The sequence below is a fragment of the Litchfieldella qijiaojingensis genome (assembly GCF_014651875.1).
GTDB lineage: Bacteria > Pseudomonadota > Gammaproteobacteria > Pseudomonadales > Halomonadaceae > Litchfieldella > Litchfieldella qijiaojingensis.
The window spans coordinates 51,804-77,153 of record NZ_BMXS01000004.1; the positions used below are offsets into that span (position 1 = coordinate 51,804).

21 protein-coding genes are annotated in these 25,350 nt (G+C 61.5%); 13 read left to right on the forward strand and 8 right to left on the reverse strand.

The window, feature by feature from the left end; all coding sequences use genetic code 11:
- Positions 1 to 10 precede the first annotated feature (10 nt).
- The 3 genes from IE093_RS05850 to IE093_RS05860 form a co-directional block, all read right to left on the reverse strand.
- Positions 11 to 1,279: an ABC transporter substrate-binding protein gene (locus IE093_RS05850; protein ID WP_189467117.1), complete on the reverse strand. Its 1,269-nt coding sequence runs from the start codon at positions 1,277 to 1,279 to the stop codon at positions 11 to 13.
- A gap of 267 nt (positions 1,280 to 1,546) precedes the next feature.
- A complete protein-coding gene (locus IE093_RS05855; protein WP_189467119.1) occupies positions 1,547 to 2,473 on the reverse strand; it encodes a LysO family transporter in 927 nt (308 codons plus the stop codon).
- Positions 2,474 to 2,604: 131 nt separating this feature from the next.
- Positions 2,605 to 3,279, reverse strand: a complete 675-nt coding sequence (locus IE093_RS05860) for a hypothetical protein (RefSeq protein ID WP_189467121.1) — start codon at positions 3,277 to 3,279, stop codon at positions 2,605 to 2,607.
- Positions 3,280 to 3,463: 184 nt separating this feature from the next.
- Between IE093_RS05860 and IE093_RS05865 the strand changes: the two genes are divergently transcribed.
- The gene (locus IE093_RS05865) at positions 3,464 to 4,024 is read left to right on the forward strand and encodes a DJ-1/PfpI family protein (RefSeq protein ID WP_189467123.1); all 561 of its coding nucleotides are present in this window, start codon (positions 3,464 to 3,466) and stop codon (positions 4,022 to 4,024) included.
- Between the two features lie 14 nt (positions 4,025 to 4,038).
- Here the strand turns inward: IE093_RS05865 and IE093_RS05870 are convergent, their stop codons facing one another.
- From IE093_RS05870 to ehuR, 4 genes are all read right to left on the reverse strand, one after another.
- On the reverse strand, positions 4,039 to 5,385 hold the full coding sequence (locus IE093_RS05870) for a nicotinate phosphoribosyltransferase (protein ID WP_189467125.1): 1,347 nt from the start codon (positions 5,383 to 5,385) through the stop codon (positions 4,039 to 4,041).
- Positions 5,382 to 5,951, reverse strand: coding sequence for a nicotinamidase (locus IE093_RS05875; protein WP_189467127.1), 570 nt, complete (start codon positions 5,949 to 5,951; stop codon positions 5,382 to 5,384). Before IE093_RS05875 ends, IE093_RS05870 begins: the two co-directional genes overlap by 4 nt.
- A gap of 246 nt (positions 5,952 to 6,197) precedes the next feature.
- Positions 6,198 to 7,124 (reverse strand): 2-hydroxyacid dehydrogenase, encoded by a 927-nt coding sequence (locus IE093_RS05880; RefSeq protein ID WP_189467129.1) that lies wholly within the window; start codon positions 7,122 to 7,124, stop codon positions 6,198 to 6,200.
- Between the two features lie 18 nt (positions 7,125 to 7,142).
- Positions 7,143 to 8,549 carry a MocR-like ectoine utilization transcription factor EhuR gene (gene ehuR, locus IE093_RS05885; protein ID WP_189467131.1) on the reverse strand — a complete coding sequence of 469 codons (1,407 nt, stop codon included), beginning with the start codon at positions 8,547 to 8,549 and terminating at the stop codon, positions 7,143 to 7,145.
- A gap of 279 nt (positions 8,550 to 8,828) precedes the next feature.
- Here ehuR and doeA point away from each other — a divergent pair, with 279 nt between their 5' ends.
- From doeA to IE093_RS05945, 12 genes are all read left to right on the forward strand, one after another.
- Positions 8,829 to 10,028: an ectoine hydrolase DoeA gene (doeA, locus tag IE093_RS05890; protein WP_189467133.1), complete on the forward strand. Its 1,200-nt coding sequence runs from the start codon at positions 8,829 to 8,831 to the stop codon at positions 10,026 to 10,028.
- Between the two features lie 55 nt (positions 10,029 to 10,083).
- Complete coding sequence (doeB, locus tag IE093_RS05895; protein ID WP_189467135.1) at positions 10,084 to 11,097, forward strand: N(2)-acetyl-L-2,4-diaminobutanoate deacetylase DoeB; 1,014 nt, start codon at positions 10,084 to 10,086, stop codon at positions 11,095 to 11,097.
- A 5-nt stretch (positions 11,098 to 11,102) separates the two neighbouring features.
- Positions 11,103 to 11,573: an Lrp/AsnC family transcriptional regulator gene (locus IE093_RS05900; protein WP_189467138.1), complete on the forward strand. Its 471-nt coding sequence runs from the start codon at positions 11,103 to 11,105 to the stop codon at positions 11,571 to 11,573.
- A gap of 184 nt (positions 11,574 to 11,757) precedes the next feature.
- A complete protein-coding gene (locus IE093_RS05905) occupies positions 11,758 to 12,627 on the forward strand; it encodes a carbon-nitrogen hydrolase family protein (RefSeq protein ID WP_189467140.1) in 870 nt (289 codons plus the stop codon).
- Positions 12,628 to 12,822: 195 nt separating this feature from the next.
- Positions 12,823 to 14,286 carry a biotin carboxylase gene (locus IE093_RS05910; protein ID WP_189467142.1) on the forward strand — a complete coding sequence of 488 codons (1,464 nt, stop codon included), beginning with the start codon at positions 12,823 to 12,825 and terminating at the stop codon, positions 14,284 to 14,286.
- A gap of 71 nt (positions 14,287 to 14,357) precedes the next feature.
- The gene (locus tag IE093_RS05915) at positions 14,358 to 15,356 is read left to right on the forward strand and encodes a C45 family autoproteolytic acyltransferase/hydrolase (protein WP_189467144.1); all 999 of its coding nucleotides are present in this window, start codon (positions 14,358 to 14,360) and stop codon (positions 15,354 to 15,356) included.
- A gap of 99 nt (positions 15,357 to 15,455) precedes the next feature.
- Positions 15,456 to 18,242, forward strand: coding sequence for an aminotransferase class I/II-fold pyridoxal phosphate-dependent enzyme (locus IE093_RS05920; protein WP_189467146.1), 2,787 nt, complete (start codon positions 15,456 to 15,458; stop codon positions 18,240 to 18,242).
- A 238-nt stretch (positions 18,243 to 18,480) separates the two neighbouring features.
- A complete protein-coding gene (locus tag IE093_RS05925; protein WP_189467149.1) occupies positions 18,481 to 19,962 on the forward strand; it encodes an NAD-dependent succinate-semialdehyde dehydrogenase in 1,482 nt (493 codons plus the stop codon).
- Positions 19,963 to 20,086: 124 nt separating this feature from the next.
- Complete coding sequence (locus IE093_RS05930; protein ID WP_189467151.1) at positions 20,087 to 21,493, forward strand: aspartate aminotransferase family protein; 1,407 nt, start codon at positions 20,087 to 20,089, stop codon at positions 21,491 to 21,493.
- A 68-nt stretch (positions 21,494 to 21,561) separates the two neighbouring features.
- The gene (gene eutB, locus IE093_RS05935; protein ID WP_189467153.1) at positions 21,562 to 22,560 is read left to right on the forward strand and encodes a hydroxyectoine utilization dehydratase EutB; all 999 of its coding nucleotides are present in this window, start codon (positions 21,562 to 21,564) and stop codon (positions 22,558 to 22,560) included.
- A 98-nt stretch (positions 22,561 to 22,658) separates the two neighbouring features.
- Positions 22,659 to 23,606 (forward strand): cyclodeaminase, encoded by a 948-nt coding sequence (locus IE093_RS05940; protein WP_189467155.1) that lies wholly within the window; start codon positions 22,659 to 22,661, stop codon positions 23,604 to 23,606.
- Between the two features lie 105 nt (positions 23,607 to 23,711).
- Positions 23,712 to 24,392 carry a haloacid dehalogenase type II gene (locus IE093_RS05945; RefSeq protein ID WP_189467157.1) on the forward strand — a complete coding sequence of 227 codons (681 nt, stop codon included), beginning with the start codon at positions 23,712 to 23,714 and terminating at the stop codon, positions 24,390 to 24,392.
- Positions 24,393 to 24,447: 55 nt separating this feature from the next.
- Here IE093_RS05945 and IE093_RS05950 read toward each other — a convergent pair whose 3' ends face one another.
- Positions 24,448 to 25,116: a DUF3047 domain-containing protein gene (locus IE093_RS05950; RefSeq protein ID WP_189467159.1), complete on the reverse strand. Its 669-nt coding sequence runs from the start codon at positions 25,114 to 25,116 to the stop codon at positions 24,448 to 24,450.
- Positions 25,117 to 25,350 lie beyond the last annotated feature (234 nt).

Genomic DNA, 25,350 nt, shown 5'->3' on the forward strand with positions numbered 1-25,350 from the left:
GCCTCCTGGGTTACCAACGACGCCGCTTGATGCGCGACAGTTCGCTATCCAGCGTGGCGATGGCTTCGGCACCACTTTGGTTGCCGGAGAGCACGTTGTGGACGGCGTTGAAGAAGCTGTTGCTGACACGGCCATAGTTATCGCCGGTGGGCGCCGAAGGGCGTGCCACGGCATTGGTGAAGGTGTCGTACAGTGTGCCGAAGAAGGGCACCGCTTCGAGAACCTCCTCGTCCTGATAGAGGCTTGCGAGAGTGGGGTTGTAGGCACCCTGGATGGCGCGGCGCTTCTGCTCGGCCTCGCCGGTCAGGAAGGCGACCAGGTCGGCGGCGAGTTCGGGGTTCTCGCTGTAGCGCGACACTGCCAGATTCCAGCCGCCTAGGGTGGCGGCGCTATCGGCGCCATTGGCACTGGGCAGCTTGACCACGCCGACCTTGTCACGCACGTTGCTGTCCTCGCTTTGTGCCAGTGACCAGGCATAGGGCCAGTTGCGCATGAATACGGCGTTGCCGCTCTGGAAGACGCCGCGGGCTTCTTCCTCGGTGTAGTTGAGCACGCCTTCCGGCGATATCTCGCCGATCCAGGTAGCGGCCAGATCAAGGGCTTCGGCGGCACGCTCGTTGTCGATGGTGATCTCCCCTTCAGCGTCGACGATGGTGCCGCCGCCATGGCTTGCCACCCACTCCAGGGCATTGCAGGTCAGCCCTTCGTAGGCGCGGCCCTGGAACACGAAACCCCACATCTTGTCGTTACCGGCTTCGCGCTCGGCGGCCTGAACCTCACGGGCGATTTCGGTCAGATCCTGCCAGGTTTCGGGAGCCTCGAAACCGTGCTTGTCGAGCAGGTCCTGGCGGTAGTAGAGCACCCCGGCATCGGTGAACCAGGGCATGGCCACCAGGCGGTCGTCGATGGTGTTGTTGGCGACGATGGTTTCGAAGTGGCCGCTAGCGGCATCCTCCCCGAGGGTCTCTCTCAGATCGAGCAGGTGGTTCGCCAAAAGGCCCGGCCAAACCACGTCGATCTGCATCACATCGATGTCGCTGGACTTGGCGGAGAGAATCTGCTGATAGAGCGACAGGCGTTCGGTCGAGGAGTTGGGGGTGGAGACGATGTCGACGCTGTGGCCGGTCTTTTCCTCCCAGGCGCGCACTCCCTCCTGGCACAGGGTCAATTCGGCCCCCACGGCACCGCAGGAGATGGTCAACTCTGCGGCTTGGGCCTGACCGATGACGGTAGTGGCGGTGCTGGCCAAGGCGATGGCGGGAATCAGTTTCTTGAGCATGGTGTGCCTTCCTCGTCGGTTTGTTGTTATGGAAACACTGGATGAATGCTGAAGCATGAGCATGTTCGCCGGTTAATTCAGCGTTTCCTTAATGGTATCTGAACGTTTTCTAAGTGGTTTCTTAAACGATTAAGATCGTGAGTGCACAGTTAGCCGCTTGATGGGGCGGACTTCAACCTAGACTTTAGGATAATGGCTACGGGCAACGGGCAACGGGCTACGGGCTACGGGCTACGGGCTACGGGCTACGGGCTACGGGAGTGGTCGTTATAGGGAGAGGAAGAACAGGATCAGCGGTGGCGAGAGCAGCGAAAGGATAAAGCCGCTGACGACGGCGACCGGCACGCAGGCTACACCGCCGTGTTGCTGGATCACCGGTAGGGTGAAATCCATGGAAGTGGCGCCGCCATAGCCGATGGCCAGTGGGGTGGCGCGGTGAATCGTCAGCGGGATCAGCAGGAAGGCCAGCAGTTCGCGAGCCAGGTCGTTGAAGAAGGCTATGCCACCGAGCACCGGACCGAGCTGATCGCCGATCAGGATTCCCGAGAGCGAATACCAGCCGAAACCTGCGGCCATGGCCAGGCCCTGGTTCCAGGAGAGCGATAGTAGCGGTGCGGCCAGCAAGCCGGCCAGCAGCGAGCTGACCGCTACCGTGGCGGCGATCGCCAGCCCATGGCGGTTGAGCAGAATCTGCTTGAGTGGCATGCCGGAATTGCGGAGTTGGCAACCGATCAACGCCAACAAGGCATACAGCACGACTTCGGCCAGTGTCTCGGCCCGTGCATGCCATTCACTCATGGCCAGCCAGTCGAGCGCCACACCAATGATCACCCCCAGGCCTACGACACCGACCAAGGTCAGCGAGCCGAGCATGGCAACGACTTTGCTGGTCGGCGCGCCCGCCACGACCGGCGAGGTACCGGCGCGCATCTCACTGTGTCTTGCCAGCCACCATAGTGCCAGCAGGTTGCAAGTGGCAGTGATCGCGAACAGCAGCGCCGATTGGCCGCCCATGTGCGAGAGTTGGCGGCCCAGGTCATCGAGCGCAGCCAGGCCGACACCCATCAGCAGCAGGATGACGTAGATCGAGCCATTGACCGAGCGGTTGACCAGATTCATGAGTGGAGCGCGGCGTACCGGTATCAGATAGCCCAGGATCAGGGGCAGCAGGACGATCAGGATTCCGCTCAGCATCGTGGCTCCAGTGTCGAATGAAGCGAGGTGGCCGATATCCCGACCAAGGCAGCCGACGATAAGCGAAAGGAGATATGAAGGGAAATGATTTTCCCTGATGGGGCATCAGCCAGGCTGATGAACGATGGAAGTCATTCCGACAGCGAGAGTTCGGTCAAGGTCAAACGGCTCTTGCGCTCGCCTTCACGGCGGTAGTCGATGGCCAGCAACAAGCCCGGCAGTTCGGGGTGGAAGCTGAAGATCAGTCGCCGTTCGGGGTGTTCGGGGTCCCAAGACTCGATGGTTATGGCATCGAAGTTGCCGGCTGGCAGTGTCAGTTCACTGCGTTCGACGACACGGTAGTGCAGGGTTTCCTCGCGTCCCTTGTGGTCCTGGTAGCGGAATTCGCACGGTGGTTGGTCGTCGTCGCAACGGGCTTGCACCGCTTGACGTGAGAGCTCGAACAGTGCCGTCTGCCTATCGGGAAGCGAGGCGAGGTCATCGTGTCCCAGCCGATATTTGCCACCTATGCCTAGCAGTGAATAACCGCTGTGATAGGCACTGGCACGAATGCCGTCGTCACCGATTCGAAATCGGCTGCTTTCGCTGCCACGAGCCATGGCGATCGCCGCGCGCATGTCGCTTTGCCAATGGTTGCCTTGGCGCGTGAGCTGGTGCTCGACACGAGCACTGGGCCAGCCATTGATTTCCAGCCGATAACTGGCGGCAAAAGGGCGAGGATCGGCCGGTTCGCTGGCCATGGCGCCAGTCACCAGTAGCATGGTGGTCACCAGACTTGCAAGAAGGATGCGCAACGCGTGGGGCATGAGTGCTCCATGATGACGAGACAGATACCTCGCTGTGATGCGGGGTGAGGGTCAAAGGTTCCCGCGTGCACGTTCATTGCGCATTCAATATGCTCGTCTACTCTATGGCTTACCATCCTTGGACGCGTTGGCCGCGGCGATCGTGCCGCGCCTGGCGAGTCCCCACGCAAGGGAGCTTTTCCTCATGGCCAGGATACTGTTGATTGCCGGTGACTTTGTCGAGGACTACGAAATCATGGTGCCCTTCCAGGCCCTGCAAGCGATGGGGCACGAGGTCGAGGCCGTGTGCCCCGAAAAGCGTGAAGGCGACAACATCAAGACCGCCATCCACGATTTCGAAGGGGACCAGACCTATACCGAGAAGCCGGGCCATCGCTTTACTCTGAATGCTACTTTCGCCGAGGTCGATCCGGCCGATTACGATGCCTTGGTGATTCCCGGAGGACGCTCGCCGGAATACCTGCGTCTCAACGAACGGGTACTGGAAGTGGTGGCGTATTTCGTTGAACACGACAAACCGGTGGCAGCGATCTGTCATGGCGCGCAATTACTGGCTGCGGCGGTGTCGCTGGAGGGACATCGGGTGTCGTCCTACCCTGCCTGCGCTCCGGAAGTGCGCCTGGCTGGTGGTGATTATGCCGATATCGCGGTCGATCAGGCAGTGACCAGCGGCAGATTGGTCACGGCACCGGCCTGGCCGGCGCATCCGGAGTGGCTAAAGCAGTTCAACGCCCTATTGCAGTGAATGAGGGGGGATATTTACTCCTGGCGCTGCAGGCGTTTCAGGCCCTCGCTGAGTTCGATTGGATAGGGGGGGTCGGCGGGCTCGAGCTGGCGCAGAGCGGGCGGTAAGTGCCGCAGGGCCTGCTGAACCCGCTCGCGGGCGCGGTCGGCTTCCGCAAGGGCCGAATCGTCGATCCGGCCCTCCTTGACCAGCGGGGTCAGCAAGGGCTCGCCATCGTCAACCGGTTCGTCGCGCAGGGCGATCAGGTCGCCACGGTAGAACCCCTGGCTGTCGCGACGACGATAGACCTGCTTGCGGCTGGGCAGGTTGACCTTTCCCGGTGAGTGCTTGACACGCGGCTTGCCAGCGTATTCCACCAGCTTGTAGGACAGGTCGATCACCGGGGCATCCTCCGACACGCCCATGGACGTGCCGACACCGAAGGCGTCGATGGGGGCGCCGGCTCCGATCAGTTCGGCGATGGCCTGTTCGTTGAGGCCACTGCTGGCGACGATCTTCACGTCGGCATGGCCGGCATCGTCGAGCAGTTGGCGAGCATCCCGGGCCAGGGGGCCGAGATCCCCTGAGTCGAGGCGAATTGCGCCGACCTTGAGGTCGGGCTCCGCAGCCATCAGATCGATGACCTTGCGCACTCCAGCCAGTGTGTCGTGGGTGTCCACCAGCAGGGTGGTTCCCGGGTAGAGCCTGGCGAACTGCCGAAACGCCTCCTGTTCGTTATCATGAGCCAGCACGTAACTGTGGGCCATGGTGCCGCGCAGTGGCAGGTCATGGATCAGCCCTCCAAGTACATTGCTGGTGCCGGCGAGGCCCGCCGCGCGATAAGCGCGCACACCACGGATTGCGGCATCCACGCCGTGCATGCGGCGCATGCCGAAATCGACGACTGGGCGTCCGTTGGCGGCCATCACCAGGCGCACCGCCTTGGAGGCCAGCACGGTCTCGAGCTGGACCTGGTTCATCACCAGGCTCTCCAGTAGCTGAGCCTCGGCGATGGGCGCCTCGACTTCCATCAATGGCTCGCTGGGGAATACCGGCGTGCCTTCGGGCACGGTCCAGATATCGCCCGTGAAGCGAAACCCCTCGAGCCAGGCGAGAAAGTCATCCTCGAACACCTTCACGTCGGCCAGGCGCTGCAGGCTGGTCGGTGAAAAACGCAGGCGCGTGACCAGTTCCGCAACATACTGCTGACCGCAGGCGAGCATGAAGTTACGCTTGGCCGGCAGTTTGCGGAAATAGAGGCTGAATACCCCGCGGCCGTGCATGCCCTCCCGCCAGTAGGCCTGCAGCATGGTCAGCTCGTAGAGGTCGGTGAGCAGCGCCAGGTCGTCGTCGGTCACACTGGCCGGAGAGGGATGCTTCATGCCACGACCTCACAACCTGCTTCGCGAAGTTCCTCTTCACATGCCTCACGCTGGTCGGCTACCACGGGTTCGGTGAGGCCGGTCAGCAAATGGGTCGTGAAGCCGGCCTTGAGGGCATCCAGTGTCGTGGCCCGCACGCAGACATCCATCGCCAGGCCGCAGACCATGACGCGGGAAATCCCGCGGTGGCGCAGGAAGTCGGCCAGTCCCGTGCCATCGAAGGCCGAATAGGCGTCACGGTCGAAGGCCGTGCCCTTGCTGACCTTGATGGTGCCGTCAGGGAATTGCAGCTCGGGGTGGAAAGCAGCCCCCGGTGTATCCTGGACACAATGCACCGGCCAGGGGCCGCCCTGGCTTTCGAAACTGCAATGATCGACGGGGTGCCAGTCGCGCGAGGCAATCACCAGGGCGCCGGCCTCCCGTGCGGCCTGGGCCTGGCTGTTGATGCCCGGCACCAGGGCGTTGCCGCCGGCTACGGGCAACGCCCCTCCTTCACAGAAATCGTTCTGCATGTCGACGATCAACAAGGCATCGTCGGGGCGATATGTCACCTGTGGTTGCGTCATCGCTGCCTCCCCCTGGATTATCCAGTGTGGCTAAGGAAACACTGAATAAATGCCTGCACGGTTCAATCGCTGCGTTGCGCGGTGCGCGGAATCCTCACACCTATACCCCATAGGCTCCGGTTCCTGTGCTCCGGGCGCCTTGCGCTTGATGCCGTTCGTCGATTTATTCAGTGCTTCCAAGGCTTGTTTCTCAGCGTAACGCGTTGACGCTCAGCTTTGTAGGGCTTTGCGAACCTATCCTGGAAGTCAGTAGCCGGCTTCCGGGTCGACGCTTGGCACCGACTCGCCCGCTTCCCAGGCACGAACGGTTTCGACGACCTGTTCGACAGCTTCGTCGAGCGGGGTTGGCGCGGCCATGTGCGGCGTGATCCGCACTCGAGGGTGGGCCCACAGCGGGCTGTCGGTTGTTAACGGCTCCTCGGGGAAGGCATCGAGCAGCGCTCCGCGCAGGTGGCCTTCTTCTTTGTCGGGACCCAGAGCCTCGAGCAGGGCCGTTTCATCGACCAGGGTGCCGCGTCCCGGGTTGATCAGGGTCGCTCCGTTGGGCAGAGCCGCGAGGGTGTCGGCATTGACGATATGCCGGGTCGACGGGGTATCGGGCAGCAGCGTGACCAGGGTATGCACCTGACCCAGCAGCTTGCGCAGGCCGGCATCTCCATGGTGACAGGTCACTCCCTCGATTCGCTTGGGTGAGCGGCTCCAACCGTGTACGGGAAAGCCATCCGCGGCCAGCGTCTGGGCGACATGAGTACCGATGGCGCCGAGGCCGAGAATGCCGACTCCCCAGTCCCGCTTGGCGACAACCGGAATTTCCCGCCACAGCGCATCGGCTTCCTGGCTCAGGTAGCGATCGAAGTCGCGCTGGAAATGCAGCACACCGTAGCGCACGTAGTCGGCCATCAATTCTCCCATGCCGGCATCGTGCAGCTTGACGATGGGCACTCCCTTGGGCAGCCCCGGATTGTTGAGAAGAGCATCGACACCGGCTCCGAGATTGACGATACCCTTGGCGCCGGCGTGGCGTTCCAGCAACCTGGCCGGCGGCTTCCATACGGCTAGGTAATCGATGCCTTCGACCTCCTGGTCGCTGGTGAAAACCTCTGCTTCCGGCATACGCTTGGCCAGGGTTTCTCGCCATAGCTCGGCATCGTCGATGTGAACCAGAATGCGCATGCTTCCTCCCCTCTCGGTTCAGTATACGATCTGCATCATGGGCGGTGGCGCTTCGTCGAGCAAGCCGGCCAGGTAGTGCAAGCCCTCTTCCAGACGGGCGATGTCCGGCTCGGCACCCAGGCTCAGGCGGACCCGCTTCGGCGGTGGCGATTGCTCGACCATGAAAGGTTGCGCGGTGGTAATCGCCAGGCCTTCCTGTTCGGCCTGTTGCTGGAGTTCCTCGGGACGCCATAGCGGTGGCAATGACACCCAGACATGCAGGCTGGTGGGGCGTGATGATAAGTGGTGGGCCTCCAACAGGCGGGCGGCCAGGCGTTGCCGCTCGGCCAGCAATTCGCGCTGTTCCTGGGCCAAGGTCTCGACCGTTCCGTTGGCCAACCACAGGTCGGCGATCTCGAAGGTCAAGGGTGTGGCCATCCAACTCGTGGCGCGCAAGCGGGGCAAAGTGTGGTGAAGCTGCGAGCGGGGCACGCTCAGGTAGCCGGCCCGCAATCCCGGTACCGTGGCCTTGGTCAGGCTGGTGACATGGAAAGTCTGGCGCGGCAGGTAGGCGGCCAGTGGCATCAGGCCTGGCGGTTCGAGCAGGGCGTGCACGTCGTCCTCGATCAGCCATATGCCATGACGGTTGAGCACTTCGGCCACGGTGTGGCGTCGTCGCTCGCTCATGGTCGCTCCGGTGGGGTTCAACTGGGTTGGGGTCAGGCAGACGGCACTTGGGTGGAAGCGCTGGCAGGCGACTTCCAAGGCATCCGGAATCACGCCTTCGTCGTCGATGGAGACACCACGAAGCTGGAAGCCCAGGGTGCGCGACAGGGCGATCAGACCGTGGTCGGTAAGGGCCTCGGTGAGTACAACGTCCCCAGGCTGGACGACGGTGGAGATTGCCAGCATCAGACCGTGGGCGGCACCGTTGCACAGGATGCGATCGTCCACGTCACCGGGCACACCCAGGCGCCTGTGCAGCCAATCGTTGGCACGTTCGCGCTGGTGGACAAGGCCGGCGATCGGCCGACAGGCGCTGACCACGTCGGGATTGGCATGCTCGCTGAGCTCGGCCAGGGCCTCCCGAAAGCGCAGGTGATGACGCGGTGTGCAAACGGGGTGGGCGATCGACAGGTCGATCAGTGGAGTCTCGCGACGGGGTTCCAGGCCGCGCAGGTATTCAGACTCGCGGCTATCATCGAAGGCATTGACCCAGGTGCCGCTGCCGACCCGTGCCTGCACCAGACCCATTTTTTCCGCTTCGGTATAGGCCCGAGAGACGGTTTGTACGCTGACTCCGAGGGATTCGGCCAGTTGCCGGTGGGGAGGGAGGCGGCTGCCTGGAATCAAGCCGCCCTGACGTATCGCCTCGGAAAGCGCACGAGCGATGGCCAGGTACTTGGGGCCGTGAGTGGGAAGATAGGGGGTCAGGTCAATTGTCATGATCCAATAAAGCCTTTGACGGCGGGCTCAGGAGAGATGCTAGTATCCTCGTTAGGGCATTGACTGGCAATTGTCATGTTTTTGTTTATAGCAAATCATGACAATGATAACGCCAAATTTTCAACCGGCGTCCAGCACAGGTTCTGGCAATCAAGTAGTACCCGCCGTCGGCAATACCGGCGGTTTTTTCAGGCTCAGCAGGTCTGAAGCAAAGGGCTCGGCATTCTCAATTGACTGGGAAGGGCCGGTTTTGGCGATTTTTATTATGGCGAGTGGCCCATGATCGAGGTTTCCCTGCCTTTCACTCGTGAGGAATATGCACAGCGCCTATGGAAGGTGCGTGCAGAGATGGCCAACCGAGGCATTGATGTGCTGATCGTCAGCGACCCATCCAACATGGCCTGGTTGACGGGCTATGATGGCTGGTCTTTCTATGTGCACCAGTGCGTACTGCTTGGTCTGGAAGGTGAGCCGGTGTGGTACGGCCGACGCCAGGACAGCAACGGCGCCTTGCGCACCTGCTGGATAGACCCGGAGAACATCACCCACTACCCGGATTACTACGTGCAGAATCCGGATATGCACCCCATGGACTACCTGGCCCAGTCCATCATGCCTGATCGAGGCTGGCATGAAGGGGTGGTGGGAATGGAGATGGATAATTACTACTTCTCGGCCAAGGCCTATCAAAGCCTGTTGCGCGAGTTGCCGCATGCCCGCTTCCAGGATGCCAACGCCTTGGTCAACTGGTGCCGGGCGATCAAATCGCCACGCGAGATCGAGTACATGCGCATCGCGGCGAAGATCGTCGAGGGCATGCATGCGCGGATCCTGGAGGTGATCGAGCCGGGGTTGCCCAAGAGCAAGCTGGTCTCGGAAATCTATCGGGTCGGTATCGAGGGGTGGACATCACCGGACGGTATCGTCTACGGCGGCGACTATCCCGCCATCGTGCCGCTTTTGCCCACCGGCAAGGATGCGGCAGCGCCACACCTGACTTGGGACGATACGCCGTTTCGCGAGGGCGAGGGCACTTTCTTCGAGATCGCCGGATGCTTCAAGCGCTACCATGCGCCACTGTCACGCACAGTGTTTCTCGGTAAACCGCCACTGGACTTCGTGCGTGGCGAGTCGGCTCTGCTCGAAGGGATCGAGAATGGCCTGGCAGTGGCCAAGCCCGGCAATCGTTGTGCCGATATCGCCATGGCACTGGGTGCGGCAATGGACAAGTATGGCTTCGATCGCGGTGGCGCGCGTTGTGGCTATCCCATCGGCATCAGCTACCCGCCGGACTGGGGCGAGCGCACCATGAGTCTACGTCCTTCCGACGAGACGATTCTCGAGCCAGGAATGACCTTCCATTTCATGCCCGGTATGTGGATGGAAGACTGGGGGCTGGAGATCACTGAGTCTATCCTGATCACCGAAACCGGCGCCGAAACACTGGCCGATTTCCCGCGCCAGTTGTTCGTCAAGTAATGCCCTGGCCGTTGTGTTTCCCCACGCCAGCCAGGCGTTCGAGGAGAACGATTCCATGAGCAAGCGACCCAGTCCGATTTCCGCCACCGTCGACTTCGAGGCCGATGGTGTTCAGCATGGCTACCTCAAGCTGCCGATCTCGAACGACGAGTCGGCTTGGGGAGCGGTGATGATTCCCATCACCGTGGTCGCCAATGGCACCGGCCCTACCGCTTTGTTGACCGGGGGCAATCATGGCGACGAGTACGAGGGCATTACCGCCCTGTTGAAGCTGGCCAATACGCTAGAGCCCAAGGACGTGCACGGGCGGGTGATCATCGTACCGATGATGAACGCGCCGGCGGCGATGGCCGGAAGACGTACCTCGCCGATGGACGGCGGCAATCTCAACCGAAGCTTTCCGGGTGACCCGGACGGCACGGTGACCGAGCAGATCGCCGATTACTTCACACGCTACCTGGTACCGAAGTGCGACGTGGTGCTGGACCTGCACTCCGGCGGGCGCACCCTCGACATCGTGCCGTTCGCCGCCTCGCATGTACTGGAAAACAAGGACCAGCAGCGCCAGGCGCTGGATGGCGCCATCGCTTTCGGCGCGCCCACGGCGATGATGATGTTCGAGCTCGACGCCGCCAAACTGTTCGACACCGCTGTGGAAAGCCAAGGCAAGATCTTCGTTGCCACCGAGCTGGGCGGCGGCGGTACCACTACGCCGGAACGCCTAGCCATCGCCGAGCGCGGGGTGAAGAATTTCCTGATCCATTACGGTCTGATCGAAGGTGAGATCGAATCGCCCAGCGAACCGCAGGTCTACGTCGACATGCCGGATGCCAGTTGCTATGTGCAGAGCGAACATAGCGGGCTGCTGGAGCTGACGGTGGCGTTGGGCGAGGCGGTGGAGAAGGGCCAGGTGATCGCCCGCGTCTACGACATGACGCGCACCGGCACCGCTCCCGTGGAATATCGTGCCAATCGCGGCGGTCTGTTGGTGGCGCGGCGTTTCCCGGCCCAGGTCAACATGGGCGATACCATTGCGGTGATCGCCGAAGTCGTCGACTCCTTGGGTTAAAACGCATGAAGCTCGATCGTTATGACCTGAAGATTCTCGAGATCCTGGCCAAGGACGGCCGTATCACCAAATCCCGGCTGGCCGAGGCCATCAACCTTTCGGTCAGCCCTTGCTGGGAGCGGGTGCGCCGGCTGGAAAAGGCAGGAATCATCGAAGGCTACGGCGCCCGTATCAATCCACGGGTGTTGGTCAGGCGCACGCCGGTCTGGGTACAGGTCGAGCTGAAGCAGCACAATGCCGAGAGCTTCCAGCGCTTCGAGGCCGTAGTGCGCGACACTCCCGAGGTCACCGAGTGCGTGGCAGTGGGTGGCGGGGTCGATTATCTGGTCAAGGTCGAGGCCGACTCGATCGATGCCTATCAACGGCTAATGGACGCTTGGTTGATGTCGGATCTGGGCATCGAACGCTATTTCACCTATATCGTGACCAAGACGGTCAAACAAGAATCACCGCCGATTCAATTGGATAGCCAGTGAGTCGGTGCTCCTCTCCCACCTTAGCACCTCCTGCAAGTGTTTTCTGACGGCGGCGTCAAGTATGACGCCTCACTTACAAGTGGTAATGATCTGGCATAAGCTAGATTCGTGCCTTGTGCACGGAGGCGATGTCGCCGGTCAATCAATGTGAGTGTGTTCAGGCGATCGCCGTCAGAGGAAGCTTATGTCCTACTTCACGATTGCGGGGGTGCAGCTGTATGCCCTGCAACACGGTGACAACACCGATGCCATGCGTCACCGTATCGACTTGCTGATGTCCCGTTTTCCCCAAGTGCAGATGGTGCTGTTCAGTGAGTTGGTGGCCAATGGGGCATCCACCCACCATGCCCAACCCATGCCCAGCGCCATGGAGACGTTGTTCTGTCAGCTTGCCCAGGAATATCGTATCTGGCTGATTCCGGGTTCGATGTTCGAACGCGTCGACGACAAGGTCTTCAACACTCTGAGCGTGATCAATCCCCGCGGCGAAGTGGTCACCCGCTACCGCAAGATGTTCCCGTTTCGGCCCTACGAGAAGGGTGTGGAGGGAGGTAGCGAGTTCGTGGTCTTCGACGTGCCCAATATCGGCCGCTTTGGGGTCTCGATCTGCTACGACATGTGGTTCCCGGAGACCACCCGAACCCTGGCGGCGATGGGCGCCGAGGTGATCCTGCACCCGACCATGACCGACACCATCGATCGCGATATCGAGCTGTCCATCGCGCGGACCAATGCCGCTATCAACCAGTGTTACTTCTTCGATATCAATGGCGCCGGTGCTATGGGCAACGGTCGCTCCATTGTGGTGGGGCCGTCCGGTGATGTCATTCATCAGGCAGGTATCGGAGAGGAAATCATCCCCATCGAGATCGATCTCAATCGGGTACGCCGGGAGCGCGAGAGTGGCCTGCGTGGATTGGGACAACCTCTCAAGAGTTTCCGTGACCGGCAGGTGGATTTCTCGCTGTATCGCAGCGAAACGGGCTCCACTCAGTTTCTGGATACCCTGGGGCCGCTGGTCAAGCCGACCAGGGCCGATATCGAGGAGCACTGACGCCTTTTGGGCTTCCGCTTCAGGATGGCGTAGAACGAGCGAGGGTTTGCCATGGCCAATCATTTCATCGAGCGACTGCGACGCTTCCTTTCCCATTGGATCGCGCCCCGCGACGACCACCGGCCAGCGAAGGCCGTCGCGGGCCGGTCTCCCTCAACCGCCGAGATGGAAAGCACAACGACAGGAGCGATGGCGATGAACAAGATCACGAGCATCTCCGACGTACGGCGCTACTTTCACAGCAACAAGGAGCCGATCTACTTCATCTCGGCCACCAACTTCAACCTGTTGGGGATTGGTGACTGGGTGGGGAATTTCCGGCATATCAACTATATCGACTGCTTCGATGGGCGGCAGAAGAACGTCTTCGTGCCCAAGGAGAAGTTTCCTCGCGACTTCGAGAGCATCGAGGACATCAACAACTATCTGCTCGAGCACAAGGAAGTCATCGACTATCTGAAGTCGCGTGGTGGCAACGGGACCGCCTCCTTTCTCATGTTCGATGAGCACACCGAGGAGATCTGCCGGCAACTGGGGCTGAAAGTGGCGTTCCCGCCAGCGGCGCTGCGCAACAGGATGGACAATAAGATCGAGACGGTGCGCATCGGCAACAAGGTAGGGGTGCCCAGCGTGCCCAACGTGCTGGCGAAGGTGGGGAGCTACCAGGAACTGCAGGAGGTCAGCAGGGAACTGGGGAACGATCTGGTGGTGCAGACTGCCTTCGGCGATTCGGGCCACACTACCTTCTTCATCGCCAACGAGGACGACTACTACAAGTATGCCGAGGAGATCGAGGCCGAGCCCGAGGTCAAGATCATGAAGCGCATCAACTGCCGCGGCTCGGCGATCGAGGCATGCACCACCCGTTGCGGCACCGTGGTCGGTCCACTGATGACCGAGCTGGTGGGTTTCAAGTCATTGACCCCCTACAAGGGCGGCTGGTGTGGCAACGAGATGTTCGCCGGAGCCTTCACCCAGGAAGTACGCGACAAGGCTCGCGAATACACCTTCAAGTTCGGCGAGGCGCTGCGCGACGAGGGCTATCGCGGCTATTTCGAGCTCGACTTCCTGATCGACATGGAGTCCAACGATGTCTATCTGGGCGAATTGAACCCACGGGTGACCGGTGCCAGCTCTCTGACCAACGTGGCGGCCTTCGCCCATTCGGACGTGCCGCTGTTCCTGTTCCATTTACTGGAATTCTCCGGCCAGGACTTCGATATCGACATCGCCGAGCTCAACGATCGCTGGTCGCATCCCGACAGCATCGATAGCTGGAGCCAGTTGGTGATCAAGCATACCGACGAGTCGGTGGACCTGTTGACCCAGGCGCCTCAGTCCGGGGTTTGGAAGATGGCCGACGATGGCAGCATCTCCTACGACCATTACAGCTATCATCCGCATGCGGCCGAGAGCGAGGGGGAAGCGTTCTTCCTGCGCATCAGTGGTGTCGGCGACTTCCGGTACGAAGGGGCGGATCTGGGAATTCTGATCACACGTGGCCGGTTGATGGATGACGACTTCCAGCTCACCGAGCGGGCCAAGGCCTGGATCGACGGCATTCGTGGCCAGTTCGCCGGGCAGGCGCTACAGGACCCGGTAGTCGAGGAAGTGGCCGTTAACCATGCGATCGGCGGCGGCAATTTCAAGATCCTGTAATTACAGGAATTGACGACGGAGTGAGAGGTCTGGCGTCGCCGGGACATGCAGGCGATGGCAGGCGGGATGACATGAACAAGCAGCTCGAATTCCGTACCGTGCATGAGCTCGATGCAGGCGAGAAGTGGCGTGCACTTTTCGACCTGCATTGGCCGGCGTATGAGCGCTGGTATCTGTCGGAAACCGAGCGCGAACGCCCCGGCTATCTGGCTTGCTACAACGCGCTCAGCAAGCACATGCCGGAACTGGTGCCGACCTACGAGCGGCTGTGCGAGCTGGCCGGTGGCGGTGACCTGGCCGCCCGCATGCTGAGCCTCTATCGTCCACCAGCCTACATCACCGGTTGCTCTCAGGCGGTGCTGGCCAATGGCCACGCCAACGTGCTGGTACGCAACTACGATTATCCCCCTGAGCTGTGCGAGGGGACCATCTTCTACAGCCGCTGGAACGAGCGGCGCGTCATCGCCATGTCCGATTGCCTGTGGGGGGTACTGGACGGTATCAACGACAGCGGGTTGTCGGTCTCATTGGCTTTCGGCGGGCGCAAGGTGGTGGGGGATGGCTTCGGGGCGCCGATCATCCTGCGCTATATCCTCGAGTTCTGCGAATCCACCCCGGAAGCGGCCAAGGTGCTGGCTCGAGTGCCGACCCACATGGCCTACAACATCACCGTGGCCGATGCCCAGGGACGCTACATCACGGCGATGATCGCCCCCGACAAACCGACGTCCGTCAAGCGGGTGGCGGTCGCGACCAATCATCAAAAGAAGATCGAGTGGTATGCCCATGCGCTGGCGTCCGAGACGCTGATTCGCGAGCGTCAGCTATCGATCCTGGTGGATGACGATGCGACCACCGAGGAACGGCTGATTTCAGCGTTCTTCTCGCCACCGCTTTATCGCGGCGATTATCGGCGTGGGCTGGGCACCGTCTATACCGCGGTCTATCGCCCGGCTCAGGGCGAGGCCGAGTTTCACTGGCCGCAAGCCAGCCTGGGGCTGTCCTTCGACTGTTTCCCCGAAACGACTGTGAACATTCACTACACCAGCCGCGCCACTCAGGCGAGCTGATGGACAGGGAGGTCCGAGCGACACTTTGCAAAAACCTGAGGATGCCTGGGACCAGGGTCAGGCGAGACGTTAACGAACGGGGCACAGTCAGGTGACATCATGAGCGAGAAGACAGGATCGGATACGCCATACACGGCGCTTGGGTTTTATCACAAGATTTCCCAGCTGCGCGCCGATACATGGAACGCCTTGAAGCGCGATCTGGGCAAGTTGGTGCGTCTGGATGATGAGGGGCAGCGTCGCAACTTGGTCAAGGCCATGGATGTCAAGCTGACACGGCTCGAGATCATCGAGGATTATCACGCCTTTCCTTCGAAGGAAGATTTTCGCCACCTGTGGACGCTGTACGATCGCGAGGAGTTCGTGCTGCTCGAGAAGGTCGTCAAGCGCCTGGTGAGAGCTCTGATCAGCGAGTCCTATCGGCGCCGACATGTGGACCTCAGCGAGATCGATGCCGATGCCGAGGATCTCGAGACCATGGATGCCCTGGCCCAGCTGCGGCGTGGCCATCCAGCCTCCAACAGCGCGGCACAACCCTATTTCGAGCTATTGATCGTCGATGCCATGTCGCAGCAGGAAGAGGAAGTGGTGCGCGAGGCGTTCCACAACATGCGTCGCCCCGAGGACAAGTTCGTCTACGACGTGGTCACGGTCAGGAGCTTCGAAGACGCGCTGATCGCCATCCTGGTCAACCCCAATATCCAGGCCTGCCTGATCCGTTATGAGTTCCCCTACAAGTCGAAGTACAACCTCAGCGCCTTGCGCAACTACCTCGAGGGCCTGTCGGAGAAGGAGCTGGAACGTCAGTCGGAGGCGGAGCGCAGCATCCTGCTGAGCAGCATGATTCGCGAGATTCGCCCGGAAATCGACCAGTTCCTGGTCACCAGCGGCGATGTCGAGGCCACCGCCAGCAAGGATATCCGTCACTTCAACCGGATCTTCTACCGCGAGACCGACTACATCGAGCAGCACCATACGATCCTGCGCGCTATCGACGATCGCTATCGCACGCCGTTCTTCGACGCCTTGCGCGAGTACAGCCGCAAGCCGACCGGGGTCTTCCATGCCATGCCCATCTCGCGCGGCAAGTCGGTGACTCGCTCGCACTGGGCCGGGCAGATGATCGACTTCTACGGCATCAACATCTTCCTCGCCGAGACCTCGGCGACCTCCGGCGGACTGGACTCCCTGCTACAGCCCTACGGGCCGATCAAGAAAGCTCAGGAATACGCCGCGCGGGCCTTCGGGGCCCGACAGAGCTTCTTCGTCACCAACGGCACCTCGACGGCCAACAAGATCGTGGTCCAGGCGCTGGTCAAGCCCCGCGATATCGTGCTGGTCGACCGCGACTGCCACAAGTCGCACCACTATGGCATGGTGCTGGCCGGGGCCCACGTTGCCTATCTCGACTCCTACCCGCTCAACGATTACTCCATGTACGGGGCGGTGCCGCTCAAGGAGATCAAGAAGACATTGCTCGAGTTCAAGCGCAGCGGTCAGCTCGACAAGGTCAAGATGCTGTTGTTGACCAACTGCACCTTCGATGGGGTGGTCTATAACGTGCGCCGGGTGATGGAAGAGTGCCTGGCGATCAAGCCTGACCTGGTATTCCTGTGGGACGAAGCCTGGTTCGCTTTCGCCACCTTCAATCCCACCTATCGGCCACGCACCGCCATGCACGCGGCACGCACGCTGCTCGAACGCTACCGCAGTGAGGCTTACCGCGAGGAGTATGCCGCCTGGAAGGCAGAGTTCGACCAGCTCGACCCGGAAGACGACACCACCTGGCTGGGACAGCGGCTACTGCCGGATCCCGAGGTGGTGCGGGTGCGCGCCTATGCCACCCACTCCACCCACAAGACCCTGACGTCGCTGCGCCAGGGCTCGATGATCCATGTCTACGATCAGGACTTCCGTCAGAAGGTCGAGGCACCGTTCCACGAAGCCTACATGACGCACACCTCGACCTCGCCGAACTACCAAATCGTCGCCTCTCTCGATGTGGGGCGCATGCAGGCCGAGATGGAAGGTTTCGAACTGGTGCATGCCCAGGTCGAGGCCGCGCTGTCGCTGCGCGAGCAGCTGTATACCAACCCGCTGCTGCAGAAGTATTTCCATGTACTTAGAAACAGCGACATGGTGCCCGCGGAGTATCGCCAGTCCGGGGTGGAAACCTACTATGACCCGGTCAGCGGCTGGAACAAGATGGAGGAGGCCTGGGCGCGGGACGAGTTCGTGGTCGATCCCAGTCGGATCACCATGGCGATCGGCAAGACCGGGGTCGATGGCGATGCCTTCAAGAACGAATACCTGATGAACAAGTTCGGCATCCAGATCAACAAGACGTCGCGCAACACCGTGCTGTTCATGACCAATATCGGCACCTCCCGGGGGGCCATTGCCTACCTGCTGGATGTATTGATCAAGCTGGCCAAGGGCTTCGATCGCCGTTGGGAGGAGAGCAGCCGCCCCGAGCGCAAGGTCATCGAACATCATGTTAGGTCGCTGACCCAGGAGCTGCCGCCGTTGCCGGATTTCAGCCGCTTCCACGATGCATTTCGCCCCAAACCGGGCGGCGGCACACCGGAAGGGGATATCCGCCGTGCCTACTTCCTCAGTTACGATGACGAGAACACCGAGTATCTGCGCTTTGACAATGGCGAGCTACAGCGCCAAATGGGTCAGGGGCGTGACGTGGTCTCGGCGAGTTTCGTGATTCCCTACCCGCCGGGTTTCCCGGTGCTGGTGCCGGGGCAGGTGATCAGCGATGACATCCTGCATTTCCTGCAAGCGTTGGACGTCAAGGAAATCCATGGCTATCGTCCGGAACTGGGCTTGTTGGTATTCACCGAGGCGGCGCTTGAAACGCCCCACGACACCGACTGATGCCGGCTGGCGTCCGACGTTTCACGCCTGGCGTGAGGCGTTCGGCGCCGGCCAGAAAAATTTGCGTATGGCGGGTTAGAGACAAAAAAAACCGCAACCCGCAGATGCTCGGAACAAAAACTCTCCTCCCTCCAAAGCCTTTACCCTGTGCCTATCAGGTGGTCACGGGCTACCTGGCCCATTTTCCATCGCCGGGCAGCCTTGTCGGCAGTGACCGGTGCGTCAGGGGAGGTGTCATATGACTATGTCCAACAAGCTAAGCGATCCGCGTCTGTTTCGTCAGCATGCCTATGTGGACGGCAAGTGGACATACGGCGACGGCGGTCGCGAGGAGGCCGTGAACGATCCGGCCACTGGCGAGGTGCTGGGTCATATTCCCTGGCTGGAAGCCGATCAGATCCGTAGTGCTGTGGATGCCGCCGAGAAGGCCTTTCCGCAGTGGCGGGCGCTGCGCGCCGACGAGCGTTGCGAGCGTCTGCTGGCCTGGTACGACCTGTTGCAGGCCAACCGTGAGGATCTGGCTACCATCATGACCCTGGAGCAGGGCAAGCCGCTGTCGGATGCCCGCGGCGAGGTCGAATATGGTGCCAGTTTCATCCGCTGGTTCGCCGAGGAGGGCAAGCGCACCTTCGGCGAGACCATTCCGAGCCATATCCCCAATGCGGCACTTGGCACCATCAAGGAGCCGGTGGGTATCGCCGCACTGATCACGCCGTGGAACTTCCCGCTGGCGATGATCACCCGCAAGGCTGCCGCGGCCATGGCCGCCGGCTGCCCCGTGATCGTCAAGCCCGCTGGCGAGACGCCGTTCTCGGCGCTGGCTCTGGCAGAACTGGCCGAACGTGCCGGGATCCCGGCCGGCATCTTCAACGTGGTGCTGGGAGAAGCGGCACAGGTTTCGAAGCTGCTGTGCGACGACGAGCGGGTCAAGGTGCTCTCCTTCACAGGCTCCACCCGCGTCGGACGGCTGCTGCTCGAGCAGTGCGCCAACACCGTCAAGCGGGTGTCGCTGGAGCTGGGTGGCAACGCTCCCTTCATCGTCGGTCCGGACATGGATCCCAAGGAAGCGGCCTACGCAGCGGTGGCGGCCAAGTTCCAGACTGCCGGTCAGGACTGCCTGGCGGCTAACCGCATCCTGGTCCACGAGTCGATTCATGACGACTTCGTCGAGCATTTCGCCGAACGCATGTCGGCACTGACCGTGGGCAACGGCCTGAACAGCGAAGTCGACCTTGGGCCGCTGATCCATGGACAGGCGGTGGACAAGGCCGCCCAGATCGTCGACGACGCGATCTCCCAGGGGGCGACGCTAGTGGCCGGTGATCAGTCGCAGGCACCGGGACCCAACTTCTTCATGCCGGTGTTGCTCACTGGAGTGACCCCGAAGATGAAGGTCTGGCGCGAGGAGAACTTTGCCCCGGTGGCCGGCGTTACCGCCTATAGCGACGACGACCAGGTCATCGAGATGGCCAACGATACCGAGTACGGCCTGGCGGCGTATGTCTACACCCACGACATTCGCCGTATCTGGAAGCTGCTGCGCGCACTGGAGTACGGCATGGTGTCGGTCAATTCCGTGAAGATGACCGGCCCGCCCATTCCCTTCGGCGGCGTCAAGCAGTCCGGCCTGGGGCGTGAAGGCGGCACCAGCGGTATCGAGGAGTATCTCGAGACGAAGTATTACTGCCTGGGTAGCTTGGGATCGGTATCAGGGAGCTGAGCCTTTCGATCGTGGGAGCGCAGCGAGCTGCGCTCCCACCAAGCTCCAGCATGCAGAAGAACGCTGAACAGAATTCGGGAACAACCTCCCCGGCATGAGAGCCGGGGACATTCAGGAGAACGACATGAGCTTGCACAAGGAACTGATCGAGCGCGACCGCAAGGTCACTTTCCATGCCTCCACCCACCTGCGCGATTTCGCGCATGGTGACGCGCCGGGTCGTGTCATCACTGGTGGCAAGGGCATCAATATCGTCGACAAGGACGGCCGCGAATTCATCGACGGTTTCGCCGGGCTGTACTGTGTCAATATCGGTTATGGCCGCACCGAAGTGGCCGAGGCCATCTACAAGCAGGCATTGGAACTGTCCTACTACCACACCTATGTGGGGCATTCCAACGAGCCGCAGATCGAGCTCTCCGAGAAGATCCTCAAGCTCTATGGCCCCGGTATGTCCAAGGTCTACTACGGCATGTCCGGCAGCGACGCCAATGAGACCCAGCTCAAGATCGTGCGTTACTACAACAACGTGTTGGGTCGCCCGCAGAAGAAGAAGGTCATCTCGCGGATGCGTGGCTATCACGGCTCTGGCATCGCCTCCGGCTCGCTGACCGGTCTGAAGGCGTTTCACGATCACTTCGATCTGCCGATCGAGACCATTCGCCACACCGAGGCGCCGTATTACTACCATCGTGGTGCCGATCAGCAGGGTATGAGTGAGCGCGAGTTCTCACGTTACTGTGCCCGCAAACTCGAGGAAATGATCCTCGACGAGGGACCGGACACCGTGGCCGCTTTCATCGGTGAGCCGGTGCTGGGTACCGGTGGTATCGTGCCGCCGCCCGAAGGCTATTGGGACGAGATCCAGGCGGTGCTGGCCAAGTACGACGTGCTGCTGATCGCCGACGAGGTGGTATGTGGTTTCGGACGCACCGGTACCGAATTCGGCAGCCATCACTATGGCATCAAGCCCGACCTGATCACCGTGGCCAAGGGCTTGACCAGCGCCTATCAGCCGTTGTCCGGCGTGATCGTCGGTGACCGGGTGTGGAAGGTGCTGGAGCAGGGCACCGGCGAGTACGGCCCCATCGGCCACGGCTGGACATACTCCGGCCACGCTCTGGGCTGTGCCGCGGGCCTGGCCAACCTGGAGATCATCGAGCGCGAGGGCCTGACCCAGAACGCTGCGGAAACCGGTGCCTATCTGCAACGGCAGATGCAGGTTGCCTTCGGTGACCATCCCATCGTCGGCCAGGTACGCGGCGTGGGTATGCTGGCGGCGCTGGAATTCTCGCCCAACCCGGCGTCTCGCAAGCACTTCGATCCGGCGCTCAAGGTCGGCCCGCGTATCTCGGCGGCGGCATTGGACGAGAACCTGATCGTTCGTGCCATGCCCCAGGGTGACATCCTCGGCTTCGCTCCGCCGCTGGTTGCCACGCGCGGGGAAGTCGACGAGATCGTGGCGCGCACCAAGCGCGCGGTGGATCGCGTCACCGATGAGTTGGCCGCTTCCGGCGACCTGAAAGGCTGATTCGTCACTTGCTATGCTTATCGCCGCAGGGGGCAAACCCTGCGGCGATTCCGTGTGGAGAACTTCATATGCCCGAACCCATGCATGGTGTGACGCTGGCGTCGATCTATGCGGCTCGCAAGCGCATCGCCGGCCAGGTGGCACGCACCCCGCTGATTCGTTCGCAGGCACTGTCCGAGCGCTTCGCGGCCGAGGTGTTTCTCAAGCTGGAAACCTGTCAGCCCACCGGTGCCTTCAAGTTGCGCGGTGCCACCAACATGATTGCGGCACTGATCGAGCAGCACGGCTACGATGCCTTGGCCAAGGGGGTGACCACGGCGTCGACCGGCAATCATGGCCGTGCGGTGGCCTATGCCGCCGCTCGTCTAGGGGTGCCGGCGACGATCTGTCTGTCGCAACTGGTGCCGGCCAACAAAGTGGCCGCCATCGAGGCGCTGGGAGCCACGGTGCGGCGAGTCGGCCGCAGCCAGGACGAGGCCTTCGAGGAGGTGGCGCGGCTGGTGCGTGAGGAGGGCATGACACTGATTCCGCCCTTCGACGATCCGCTGATCGCTGCCGGACAGGGCACCATTGGGGTGGAGTTGCTCGAGGATGAGCCACAGCTCGATCGAGTCCTGATCGGGCTTTCCGGTGGAGGTCTGCTAGGCGGCATCGGTGCCGCGCTCAAGGGCATTCGCCCCAGTATCCAGGTGACCGGTATCAGCTTGTCGCAAGGCGCGGCCATGTGGGAAAGCCTGCAGGCGGGGCACCCGGTCGAGGTCGAGGAAGTCGAGAGTCTGGGCGATTCGCTGGGTGGCGGTATCGGCCTCGACAATCGCTGTACCTTCGCCCTGGTGCGTGAGGTGATGGACGATCACCATCAGGTTTCGGAAGCGGCCATCGCCAATGCCATGGTCGATATCCTCGAGCAGGAGAAACGACTCGTCGAAGGTGCCGCCGTGGTCGGCCTGGCGGCCCTCGAGGAACATGGCCTGGATATTCGTGGCCAGAAGGTGGCACTGATCCTTTCCGGCAATGGCGTTTCGCTCGAGACCTTCGACCGGGCGAGGCAGATCGCCGAACGCTAGCTGTCAGCACATTTTTTCGTGGGAGCGCAGCTTGCTGCGCGATAATCGCCAGTCACTGCGCTCCCCGAAGAACGAAACCGATTTTTGAGGGGGTTCAGATGCAACTTTATCATCGCGACGCCATCGAGGCGGCGGTCAAGATCGACCAGGAGGCACTAGCCAAGGTGGAGTCGGGTTTTGCCGCCCTGGGACGTGGCGAGGTGGTACAGCCGCCGATCCTGTCGATGTCGATGGAGGAGTTCAATAGCGAAGTCGACGTCAAGACCGCGCATATTCGTGGCTGGGAACGCTTCGCCATCAAGGTCAGTACTGGCTCCTTCGACAATCCCAAACGCGGCTTGCCGAGCCTCAATGGATTGATGATGGTCTTCTCGGCCGAGACCGGCCTGGTCGATGCGGTGCTCTTCGACGAGGGATATCTGACCGCGGTGCGCACGGCGCTGGCCGGGGCTATCGCCGCCAAGCATCTGTCACGCAAGAATAGCCGCCGAGTCGCAGTACTGGGGGCCGGAGAGCAAGCCGAGCTGCAGGTCGAGGCGCTGCGCTTGGTGCGCGATATTGATAGCATCGATGTCTGGGCGCGTCGGCGCGAGGCGGCCGAAGCCTATGCCGACAAGATGCGCGACAGTGGGCTCGCCATCGAGGTGCATGACAGCGTCAAGTCGGCCTGTGCGCAAGCCGATATCGTGATCACCACGACACCGTCGCGTGAGCCGATTCTTCAGGCGACCGACCTGCCCGAAGGCGTGCATGTCACCGCCATGGGCTCCGATAGCCCGGATAAGCGTGAACTCGACGACGAAGTGATGATCCGCGCCGATGCCTTCGTCTGTGACACTCGCGCCCAGAGCGAGAACAACGGCGAGCTCAAGGCCTTTGCTGGAAAACAGCCGCCGTTCAAGGTGTACGAGCTGGGCAAGGTGATTGCCGAGGGGCAGAACCTGCGCTTGTCGGATGCCACCATCACAGTCTGCGACCTCACGGGAACCGGGGTGCAGGACACGGCGATCGCCAATTTCGCCCTGTCCCGGCTGGCTGACGCCTGACGGAAAAAGAGACCTTGCGTCGTGATCGGGCCCTGGCCGAGTTGAGCCAGGGCCACCCCTGGGGCAAGCTATCGGCAACGACTCACGGGAAAGGGAGTGATTGGCATGGCGATGGTTCTGGCTTTCGATGTCTACGGCACCCTGATCGACACCCATGGGGTGGTCACCGAACTCGAATCGGTGCTTGGCGACAAGGCGATGGCCTTTTCCCAGCGCTGGCGCGACAAGCAGTTGGAATATGCCTTCCGCCGCGGCCTGATGGGCGCTTACGCGGATTTTGCCCAATGTACCCTGGAGGCCCTGGAATTCACCGACCGTGCCTTGGGAGCGGGCCTTTCCGAGACCCATAAGGATCACCTGATGGCGGCCTACACCAGGTTGCCTGCCTTTCCTGAGGCCACCGATGCCTTGGCAAGGTTGCACGAAGCCGGCGTGCGCTGCGTGGCCTTTTCCAACGGCACCCGTGAGGCGGTGGAGAGGCTGCTCATCCAGGCCAGTCTTCGCGAGCGTTTCGACGATATCGTCAGCGTCGACGAAATCAAGCGCTTCAAGCCCGATCCGGCGGTCTACTCCCACCTGCGCAGCCGGTTGGAATCCCGCGCTGACGACACCTGGCTGATCTCCAGCAATCCCTTCGACGTGATCGGCGCCAAGCATGCCGGCTTGCACGCCGCCTGGGTGAGACGCATTGCCGAGGCTCCTTTCGACCCTTGGGGCGGCGAGCCCGATCTCACCGTCACCGATCTGGAGACCCTGGCCGAACAGTTGATTGGTGCAAGAAAGTAACGCTTTGCGTTGTACGGTCGGTGTTGCTTTGGATGCCCTCCTTTGAGGGCATCTTTCATGCTGGACAGTCGGGCGGTTCCGGCGTGGCCGAGAAGCCCAGCTGCGTGAACCAGGCCGTAGCATCGACACCGGCATTGTCGCCATCGCTCATCAGTGCCACACCGTCGATCCTGTTCGGACGAGAGTCGAACAGGATCTGGAAGTCGTCACGAACATTCCGTACTTCGGCCATCCAGCGGCCGATATTCTCTTCACCACCCTGCAAGGCCAACAGATGAGCGCGTGACGTGAAGGCATTGGGCCAGTCGGTCCCCGCGGCCTGACTGGAGGACCAGACGTAGTTCACCGACTGCACCTGCCAAGGCAGCAGGCCGGTCTTGTAGACCACGTAGACCCTGGCGGGATAGTCATCGCCTGACTTGGTGGTCTCCTCCAGACCTGTGTGGGTATTTGACACCTGCCAACACCAGTGCAGATACGGTGTCTCGTCGAGGTCGATCTCGCGCTCGAGATACTTGGCTGAGGCCTGCCCTCGGGCACGAGCCTGGAGCACGGTCATACCATCGCGTTTCACCAGTCGATAGTCGGTCTCGCCTTTGAAAGACCGCGTTGGCCACTGGGCGATGTCCTGGGCGGAGAAGTGCAGTTCCTGGGCCTCGCTCGTCAACCCGATGGTCATCAACAGCCCGGCAGTGAGCAGGGATAGCTTACCAGCTGAATTCATGTGCTCTCCTCGTGGGGATGATGCAGCTCGTCAAGGAGGCTGCTCTGCCCGAGCGCTACATGATGTGATTCACGCGCCAGCGCAAGAGACCGTGCGCACCTCTCGATGGTCCCTGAGTCGCCTGCGGCCAGGCTTCCTTACACTGGCGAGGCATCGTGTGCCACTCCGCTTTCTCGCTGATTTTTGCCTTATCTGGCCATCGCTCGGCGACTTTTCGTACAAACCCTGGTAAGG